At 68.4% G+C, this 7,946-nt stretch carries 13 protein-coding genes; 10 read left to right on the top strand and 3 right to left on the bottom strand.

The features are described 5' to 3' along the window. On the top strand, positions 1 to 180 hold a 180-nt coding region (locus tag ACVCAH_RS37125), incomplete at its 5' end, for a hypothetical protein (protein ID WP_447140882.1). 24 nt (positions 181 to 204) lie between these two features. On the opposite strand, the gene ACVCAH_RS37120 is transcribed toward ACVCAH_RS37125, so the two are convergent. Continuing rightward, a complete protein-coding gene (locus ACVCAH_RS37120) occupies positions 205 to 804 on the bottom strand; it encodes an IS1096 element passenger TnpR family protein (RefSeq protein WP_447140881.1) in 600 nt (199 codons plus the stop codon). Positions 805 to 833: 29 nt separating this feature from the next. On the opposite strand from ACVCAH_RS37120, the gene ACVCAH_RS37115 reads away from it, so the two are divergent. The 7 genes from ACVCAH_RS37115 (at position 834) to ACVCAH_RS37085 (ending at position 3,870) form a co-directional block, all read left to right on the top strand. Next, positions 834 to 1,154 (top strand): DNA cytosine methyltransferase, encoded by a 321-nt coding sequence (locus ACVCAH_RS37115; protein WP_447140880.1) that lies wholly within the window; start codon positions 834 to 836, stop codon positions 1,152 to 1,154. After that, positions 1,123 to 1,548 (top strand): hypothetical protein, encoded by a 426-nt coding sequence (locus ACVCAH_RS37110; RefSeq protein WP_447140879.1) that lies wholly within the window; start codon positions 1,123 to 1,125, stop codon positions 1,546 to 1,548. The genes ACVCAH_RS37115 and ACVCAH_RS37110 overlap by 32 nt, the downstream gene beginning before the upstream one ends. A gap of 111 nt (positions 1,549 to 1,659) precedes the next feature. After that, positions 1,660 to 1,797, top strand: a complete 138-nt coding sequence (locus ACVCAH_RS37105) for a hypothetical protein (RefSeq protein ID WP_447140886.1) — start codon at positions 1,660 to 1,662, stop codon at positions 1,795 to 1,797. Then, on the top strand, positions 1,782 to 2,267 hold the full coding sequence (locus tag ACVCAH_RS37100; RefSeq protein WP_447140885.1) for a helix-turn-helix domain-containing protein: 486 nt from the start codon (positions 1,782 to 1,784) through the stop codon (positions 2,265 to 2,267). Before ACVCAH_RS37105 ends, ACVCAH_RS37100 begins: the two co-directional genes overlap by 16 nt. Before the next feature lie 2 nt (positions 2,268 to 2,269). Further along, on the top strand, positions 2,270 to 2,644 hold the full coding sequence (locus tag ACVCAH_RS37095; RefSeq protein WP_447140878.1) for a tyrosine-type recombinase/integrase: 375 nt from the start codon (positions 2,270 to 2,272) through the stop codon (positions 2,642 to 2,644). A gap of 2 nt (positions 2,645 to 2,646) precedes the next feature. Then, positions 2,647 to 3,405 carry a tyrosine-type recombinase/integrase gene (locus ACVCAH_RS37090; protein ID WP_447140884.1) on the top strand — a complete coding sequence of 253 codons (759 nt, stop codon included), beginning with the start codon at positions 2,647 to 2,649 and terminating at the stop codon, positions 3,403 to 3,405. 27 nt (positions 3,406 to 3,432) lie between these two features. Beyond that, positions 3,433 to 3,870, top strand: a complete 438-nt coding sequence (locus tag ACVCAH_RS37085) for a hypothetical protein (RefSeq protein ID WP_447140877.1) — start codon at positions 3,433 to 3,435, stop codon at positions 3,868 to 3,870. A 29-nt stretch (positions 3,871 to 3,899) separates the two neighbouring features. Here the strand turns inward: ACVCAH_RS37085 and ACVCAH_RS37080 are convergent, their stop codons facing one another. Both ACVCAH_RS37080 and ACVCAH_RS37075 read right to left on the bottom strand, forming a co-directional pair. Next, a complete protein-coding gene (locus tag ACVCAH_RS37080; RefSeq protein WP_447140876.1) occupies positions 3,900 to 4,937 on the bottom strand; it encodes an endonuclease/exonuclease/phosphatase family protein in 1,038 nt (345 codons plus the stop codon). 514 nt (positions 4,938 to 5,451) lie between these two features. Further along, entirely contained in the window at positions 5,452 to 5,952 is a 501-nt protein-coding gene (locus tag ACVCAH_RS37075; RefSeq protein ID WP_447140883.1) for an HAD domain-containing protein, read from the bottom strand. A 607-nt stretch (positions 5,953 to 6,559) separates the two neighbouring features. Between ACVCAH_RS37075 and ACVCAH_RS37070 the strand changes: the two genes are divergently transcribed. Both ACVCAH_RS37070 and ACVCAH_RS37065 read left to right on the top strand, forming a co-directional pair. Continuing rightward, the gene (locus ACVCAH_RS37070; protein WP_447140875.1) at positions 6,560 to 6,964 is read left to right on the top strand and encodes a hypothetical protein; all 405 of its coding nucleotides are present in this window, start codon (positions 6,560 to 6,562) and stop codon (positions 6,962 to 6,964) included. 83 nt (positions 6,965 to 7,047) lie between these two features. Next, the gene (locus tag ACVCAH_RS37065) at positions 7,048 to 7,827 is read left to right on the top strand and encodes a transposase family protein (protein WP_447140874.1); all 780 of its coding nucleotides are present in this window, start codon (positions 7,048 to 7,050) and stop codon (positions 7,825 to 7,827) included. Positions 7,828 to 7,946: the final 119 nt, after the last annotated feature.

The following is a 7,946-nucleotide window of genomic DNA, read 5'->3' as shown; positions in this document are numbered from 1 at the left end:
GATGAGAGGGCCCGCCGCTACCTGGACAACCGCAAGGCGATGGGCAACAGCCGCACGGAGGCGATCCGCGCTCTCAAACGCCACCTCGCCCGACACGTCTACGGACTCCTGATCACCGCCAAGCGACTGTCCGGCGAGATCGCCGTCCCGCGGCAGGACAGCCTGCCAGCCGTGGCCTGAACGCCCGTGTGATTGGCGTCAGTGCTATCCGCGGCGTCGTGGTCCCCACCACGGCAGGATCGGAGGAAGATCCCGCAGCAGGTTCTTGGGAGGCTTCGGCATCGGCGACTCGCCATCGTCGCCGTCCCACCGTCGGCCGTACTGGTCGGGAAGGTTCCCCCAGCCCCAGTACGGCGTCGGCTCCGTCGGGACGAACCCGAGCTGATCCAGCGGATCGATCCGCTGCTCATCGACCGTGCACAGGTGCGCCCAGTCGTCACCCATGTCGAAGACGTAAGCAAGCTGTTCACCTGGGGTGAGCCGACTCAGCTTGGTCTTGTCGCTGTCGACCGCACCGTCCGAGGGCTCTTCCCACACCTGGAACGAGCAGACCGGTGTCTCGTCGGCGAGGGTGAACAGGCGCAAGTGGGCCAGGTCCCACCGGGCGAAAGCGTCGTCGATCGCCGCGCCGAGCTGCTCGAATGTGTGCGTCCGCGCTGCGGCGAAAATCCGCCCCGGGCGAGGCCAGAAGTCTTCGCCACGGCCGGACACCAACTCGACCCGGATCGACAACCATGTCCGTGCCACCCGCACCGCCTCCGCTACCAGCTGCGCAAACGACGCTACCGGCAGCACTGCCCTCATGGTCACCCGGGGTAGCCAAGAGCTGAAGCTTGACATTGGAGCGACAGGACATCTCCAACGCCGGCAAACGCGCCGGCATCACCGGCCCCCACTCCAGCCTCTGGCGCCACATCACCGGAGCCCTTCGCGTCCTACGACCCCCGCTCGTGTTCGTGGAGAACGTGGCCGCCCTCCGCAGGCGCGGACTCGACGTCGTCCACGCCGACCTGGCCGCGCTCCGGTACGACACGAGCTGGCTATGCCTACGCGCATCCGACATCGGCGCCCCGCACCGACGAGACCGGCTGTTCCTGCTCGCCACTCACCGCGGCACACGGGGTGCCGACGCTGCCCACGCCCTGTGCCCGTGACGGCAAGGGCCCCGGCCACCAGCACGGCCTGCCCGACCTCATCGAACCCGCCGGCACCCGCCACCACCTCCTGCCCACACCCCGCGCCACCGACACCGGCACCCCGGGCCGCCGCCCCGGCACCGGCTTCCGCCCGCCGCTGTCCCACGTCCTGCTGCCCACACCGCGGGCCAACGACGGGCAGAAAGGCTGCCCCGGACAACGCGGCTCCCACGGAGACCTCACCCTGCCGTCGGCCGCCGTCCGCCTCCCGCAGCGCCGCCTGACCACACCTCGGGCCTCCGACGCCCGCGGCCCCGGCCGCCACGGCGACGGCGGCACCGACCTACGCACCACCATCACCGACCTCACCACCAGCCTCGGTCTGATCGACGACACCCGCTGGGGCATCTAGGCCACCGCCATCGCCCGCTGGGAACTGATCACCAGCCGACCCGTCCCGGCGCCCACCCAACCCGGCCAGCACGGCAAACCGGTGCTTGCGCCATCGTTCGTGGAATGGCTCATGGGCCTACCCGAACACTGGGTCACCGACCCCACGCTCGGCCTGCCCCGCACCGGCGCACTGCGGGTCCTCGGCAACGGCGTCGTCCCCGCCCAAGCTGCGACCGCCCTGCGCCTGCTGCTCTGCCGCCACCACTAACCCCTGCCCGCCGCGATAGCTCGTCGCGGGCGCAGCCACCCGCCGCCCGCGACGAGCACACCCCACCCCCGGCGGCGGGGCCGACATCACCCCTGGAGCCCACGAATGCCTGCCAACCCGCCCCGAGCCCGCCGTCGACTACCGCCGGCCGCCCCGGCACCCACCGGCCGAGCCGCCCACCAGGACGACCCGGACCCCACCTCTACACCCCCGCCGAGGCCGCCGCCCGGCTACGCGTCTCGGAGTCCTGGCTGCGCCGCCGCGCCGGCCGCCGCCAAGTCCCCTGCACCTTCCTCGGCAAACACCTCCGCTTCTCCGCCGCCGACCTCGCCGCCATCATCGCCGCCGCTGCGCAACCCCCCACCGGCCGACGCCCCACCCGACGCCGCGGACGACCGCCGTCCCCCGGCGACTTGACCCACCCCGACAGTCACGCGTCAACCGCACCCCACCATCGAACGGAGACATAGCCATGGCCTGGGTGGAAAAACGCGGCGCCCGCTACCGCGTGCGCCTACGCATGCCCGACGGCACCGTCACCACCGAATCCATCCACGACATACGCGCCGACGCCGTCATCCGCGCCAAGGAAATCGACGTCGAAGTCGCCCGCGACACCTTCATCGACCCCCGCGGCGGCCGCATCCCCCTCACCGACTGGGTACCCATCTGGGCCGCCACCCACCAGGCAGCACCCGCAACCTGGGCGGCCTACCGCAGCCACCTGCGGCTGCACATCCTGCCCGCCCTCGGCCCCCTACCCCTGGTCGACATCCGCCGCCAACACGTCAAACCCTCGCCGTCACCCTCGGCAAACGCCTGGCACCCCGATCCGTCACCGACGTGATCATGGTGCTGTCGATGATCCTGCAAGAAGCCGTCGAAGACCGGCGTATCCCCTTCAACCCCTGCCGAGGCATCCGCATCCCCAAAGGCATCCGCGTCGAACGACCCCACGCCACCGCCGAACAGGTCGCCGCCATCGCCGCCCGCCAAGCCCGCACCTGCGACGCACTGATGATCCTCACCGCCGCCTACACCGGCATGCGCTGGGGAGAACTCGCCGGCCTGCACCGCGACAACGTCGACCTCGCTGTCGGCAGCATCTACGTCCACCCCGAGGTCGGCGCCCTGCACGAAGTCGACGGAAAACTGTTCCTCGGCCCACCCAAGACCAACGACTCCGTCCGCCACATCCGGCTACCCCGCTTCCTGACCAACCTCCTCGCCACCCACCTCACCGATCACCCCCACGACACCGTGTTTCCCGGCGCCCGCGGCTACCACCAGCGGCGCTCCAATTTCAACCGCCGCGCCTGGACCCCCGCCGTCGCCGGCGACCCGAAACGAGGAATCCCACCCATCCTGATCGGGATGCACTTCCACGACCTGCGCCACACCCACAAGACCTGGCTCATCGAAGACGGCATCCCGGAGATCGCCCGAGCCCGCCGCCTCGGCCACCGTCTCGCCGGCGTGCGCGGCATCTACAGCCACGTCACCGAACCGATGATCACCAACCTCGTCGACGCCCTACAGCGGCGCTGGGAAACGACCCAGCCTGATCGCCCCGACAGCAACGTGCGCCGACTCCGCGCGGTCGCCTGACAACCCAGTGGGAGGGATGATGAGGACATGCCGCAGGCGTTCGTAGCCGACCCGCCCTGCGCGGCGTGTGAGCGGCCCGCATCGCACGTGGAGCTCGTCGCGCCCGGTGCGAAACCTGCTGGCTGGCAGAGCTGGTCACCGCCGCTACGCGACGCCTTCGACGCCGCCCGGCGGCGCTACGGCGACCAGCAGTGGTGGCTGCTGTTCTCCGGTATCGAGGCCGGCAACGGCCACGGCCGACCGGTCGACGTGGCGGAAGCGACAACGATCGCCGCAGCCTTCGCTGAGCCGTACCGCTACACGCTGGTGAGAACAGCGGGCTTCTACGACGACGCCGGATTCTGCGGGTCCTGCGGCGCTCCGTACTGTCACCGCCATTGGAACGTTTCCAGCAGCGGATACGGCACCTGCCCCCGTGGCCACGGCAAGAGCCTCGACCCGCACTCGTGGCCCGACGACCTCTAGCCGCACGCGTTGCTGACCTGCTCGGCCGGTTAGCGCAGGTCCAGGTCGATGTAGGCGGGGTCGTGGTCGGATCCGTCACCGCTGATCTGCGTGCGGCGCATGACATGCGCGGCCGTGACCGTCAGGTCCGGGCTGGTCCAGATCTGGTCGTAGAGGGCGAACGTGGTGACGCCCTTCGCGCGGTGACGGTGCGTCCACATGGTGAGGGACAGGTCGCCGAACTGGTCATCGACCAGGGAGCCGCTGCGCTTGGGGCCGGCGACCGTGGAACCGCGGTGAATCTGCTCGGTGAGGTGCGCCTGCCGTAGGCCGTCGAGGGTGGCGGCGTCGGGTTCGTCGTTGAGGTCGCCGGTGACCACGACCCGGCGGGTCAGCCGCTGCCGACGCAGAATCTGCCTGATCGCGGTGGCCTGCTCGGTGCGCCGCCGGACGATGTCGTCGCGGGCGGCGGCGACCTGGGCGGAGGTGAGGGTGTGCTCGTCGGCGATGAAGTTGCTCTTGAGGTGGTTGACGAAGACGTGCAGCGGCTTGCCGTCCGGGGCGGCGATCTGCGCTTGCAGCAGGTCCCGGCCGAACACCGGTTCCCCTTGCGAGTCGGGCCAGAACCGCCACGAGCTGATACGAGTGATCGGTAGCCGGGAGCAGATGGCGACGTCGATACGGCGTGGATCGTTGCCGTCTACGACGACCCGGTAGCGGTAGTCTACGCCGAGGGGACGCAAGTCGTCACGGTGGAACGTATCCAAGGCGTCCTGGTCTTCGACCTCCTGCAAGCACAACACGTCCGCGTCGAGCGCGGCGATACGCCGGGCGATCCACGCCCGAGCCTTCGGATCCTTGCCCTGGACGAGCCTGCCGCGGAACGTGCGCAACACCCCACTCATCCGAGTGCCGTCAGGCAGGACCACCTCGACCACCGACGGTTGACCGCTGCCCGACGTGCCGGTCCCGCCCGGTGCGCCGCTAGCGATCTCAGCAACCGGCGGGTTGGCCAGGGACCGAGGAAGCTCCGCCTGGAACGACCAGCGAGAGAACAGGTTGTTGGCGTTGAACGTCGCGATCCTCACCGCCACCACCTGCCTTCTCTGACACTAGAGGCCGCGCTTCGTGAACTCGACGATACGGTCCGTCAAGCAGGCGAACCGGCAACTATCAGCAAGCTGCCAGTCCCGGCCCTGGGAGGCGATAAGGGCTCGAGGCAGATAGCCGGACGAGGCATCCATCGGTGGACCGGGCTGGCAGATCCGAAAGGAGATGGCCGCACTTAGGCGCGCCTCTGTACAGGCATTGGGACCCGACTACTCGCATGTGCTCGCGGCAGCACTGCAGTAGTCGGATGCCGAGGACGACGATGGTGCGAGTCTCCCCGCCGAGGGTGGTGGGCTGGCGGTTTCAGCACAGCATTCGACGGTACCCGGCGAGTACGCTGCCGGGTTGTCGCTGCCACGCCCCGGGCTGGTGCCGCTCGTCCATGGTCCACCGCGGCGAAAGCCTGACCCAGGCATGCTGCTCCAGGCGCGGGGCGCCAGCTCATATAGGTTCGGTCTGGGCTCGACTGGGCCGACAGGAAGCTTCCCGTTGTCACCCCTCCACGTAACCCTGCCCAAGCCATCGGCGGATTGTCGAGAAATCCGCTTCGGTCAGCCCGACCTGCGGGTCGACACGTCGCACCAGCGCCCGCCCCGGGTGGTGCGCCGCGACCCATCGCCGGTCAGCATCAGTAATCTCATCGTCAAGCCATACGAACGGGCGTCCGGCCGCCCACTGCGTTAGGGGCATGGTCTTCCAGTGCAGACCATGCGCCTGATCGTCATCACCGTCCGGCCACTCGACCACGGGCGGGTCCGGAAGCCCGAGCCGTGGCGAGATGACCTCGTTCGCCTCAGCCATCCACGTTGTCGCCCAGACGAGCTCGCATCCCAGCTCCAACAATCGGCGCCCATCATCCGGATCAAGCCGGTCGAGCAGAGGATTGCCAGACCCTGTCACGGGTTGAACACCGACACCCGCTACGGCACGCACGTGGCTAGCGGACCGGACTCCAAAGGGGATTAGCATCCCATCGACGTCGAGGAAGACCAAGGTACGACTGGTATTGCCGAGCACGCTCGATCCGTACCGGCCGAATCGATGTCGAGCCACACGCGGCGCTGCTGCGGGTGAGTGTTTGCTGTACCCACTGACCACCAACGTGACTGGGCGAAAGGAGGTAGTTCACCGTGCGCCGGAGGATGTCCGGCTGCGGTTGGACGGAGCGACCGCTGAAGACCTGTACGCCGCACTGTACGAACTTGGGGAGCACCTGGCGGGCGGCGCACCGATCGTCCCGGGGGCGATGCAGCCGAAGGCTAGGAGGTCTTCTGAAGGTGTTTCGGCCACAGGTGGTTGACGATCTTGCCGTCCTGCGATCACGTGCGGCAGAAAGGCAACGGCATGCCGGCATGAGAACGCTGCCCACCTCACGACGGAGCACGCAGGGCAAGCAACAACGCGAACACGGCTGTCCGAGCGGACGCGTTGCCCTGGCCTGGAACTTCATCGCGCCCGAGGCCACGGCTGCCATGGCTCTGGCCGCAACAACGCGCCATGCATCCAACGGTGAACGGCCCTCGATGGCATCCCCCACACCCGCGGGCCGCGTTCGCGGCCGGCCGCGCTGTATCTAGTTGTCGCTGGCTACCCTCCTGAGATGAACGATCCCGACGGCCCGAGCCATCGCCTCATCGAGCAGCGTCTGCGGAACCGGGCAATGGAAGCGCTGGAGACGCTGAGTAAAGGGGATTACGGCGTTCGAGAGGTCGGTTCGGTGGAGTACGTCGAGCAGTTCTTCGACACCATCGACGACGACGCGCCGTGGCGTTGGCGGGACTGGACCTGCTTCACACCTCGTGAGGTTCGTGCTCTCGCCGAGGTTCAGCGGCTGCTCACGGCAGCGTGTGACGCAACGCCGGAGATCCAGACTGACAACGAGTTCATCACCTCTGGCTGGCCCGCCAGAATTCAGCCAAGCGCTCGGGAAGCCCTCGAAGAGATGCGAGCAAGAGGACGCTTCCGTGAGGACGTCGAAAAAGAGCGCCCATCCCTGCCGGGCTGAACCCTTCGCCAATCGTCCGTTGCTAAAGGACGTCTCGTAACCCCGGCGTCTGTCTGTTAAGGACGATCCTCGAGGATGTCGGGGTGCAGGTGATCACCGCGAGGCACCCGGAGTGGATCTTCCCGTTCGCTGGACTGCAGCCCTCCCAGTTCCGCCGGCTGGTCCGCCTGGTCGCCGAGCGTGGCGGTGACGCGATCGCTGACGGCCGGCCAGGCCGGCAGTGGGCTCTCGACCTGCCCGACCGGGTGTTGCTGGTCGCCGCATACTGGCGCACGAACCTGACGATGCGGCAGATCGGACCGCTGTTCGGGGTGTCGCACTCCGCCGCTCACCGGGTCATCGACACCCTCGGCCCCCTGCTGGCCCTGGCCCCGGTACACCGGCGTCGGGTCGACCAGATCACGATCGTCGACGGCACCCTCATCCCGACCAGGGACCACCGCCTGGCCGCCCCGAGCAAGAACTACCGCTACAGCACGAACCTGCAGGTCGCCATCGACGCCCACACCCGCCTCGTCGTCGCCCTCGGCGACCCGCAACCAGGCAACCGCAACGACACGATCGTCTACCGCACCTCCGGCATCGACCAGAAGCTCGCCGGTAGACCGGTCATGGCCGACGGCGCCTACCGCGGCAACCCCGAGGTGATCATCCCCTACCGCAAACCAGCCGACGGTAGCGAGCTACCCGAGTGGAAGGCAGACCTGAACAGGCAACACCGCGCCGTCCGAGCCCAGGTGGAACACGCCCTGGCCAGGATGAAGTGCTTCGAAATCCTCCGCGACTACCGTCGCGCCGCCCACACATTGACCGATACTGCTTCCGGCATCGCCCATCTCCACAACATCATCCTCGCCGGCTGAACCGCCAGCCCGGGCGGGCAACACCTTCAGCGAGTTACGAGGCGTCGTGCGCCACGAGCGCGGGAGGGAGCTGGTTGTAGGCAGAGCTCTTGAGCGCGGTGCTGTGCGAGAGATGAAGG

It is taken from the genome of Micromonospora sp. LZ34, assembly GCF_052981855.1.
The sequence above is the reverse complement of the archived record's forward strand: the minus strand, read 5'-3'. Positions and strand labels throughout refer to the sequence as shown.

Bases quoted from the DNA above. Each gene is read 5' to 3' on its own strand.
- ACVCAH_RS37120 (WP_447140881.1), bottom strand. From the start codon at position 804: ATGAGGGCAGTGCTGCCGGTAGCGTCGTTTGCGCAGCTGGTAGCGGAG.
- ACVCAH_RS37105 (WP_447140886.1), top strand. From the start codon at position 1,660: ATGGGCCTACCCGAACACTGGGTCACCGACCCCACGCTCGGCCTGCCC.
- ACVCAH_RS37095 (WP_447140878.1), top strand. From the start codon at position 2,270: ATGGCCTGGGTGGAAAAACGCGGCGCCCGCTACCGCGTGCGCCTACGC.
- ACVCAH_RS37090 (WP_447140884.1), top strand. From the start codon at position 2,647: ATGGTGCTGTCGATGATCCTGCAAGAAGCCGTCGAAGACCGGCGTATC.
- ACVCAH_RS37085 (WP_447140877.1), top strand. From the start codon at position 3,433: ATGCCGCAGGCGTTCGTAGCCGACCCGCCCTGCGCGGCGTGTGAGCGG.
- ACVCAH_RS37070 (WP_447140875.1), top strand. From the start codon at position 6,560: ATGAACGATCCCGACGGCCCGAGCCATCGCCTCATCGAGCAGCGTCTG.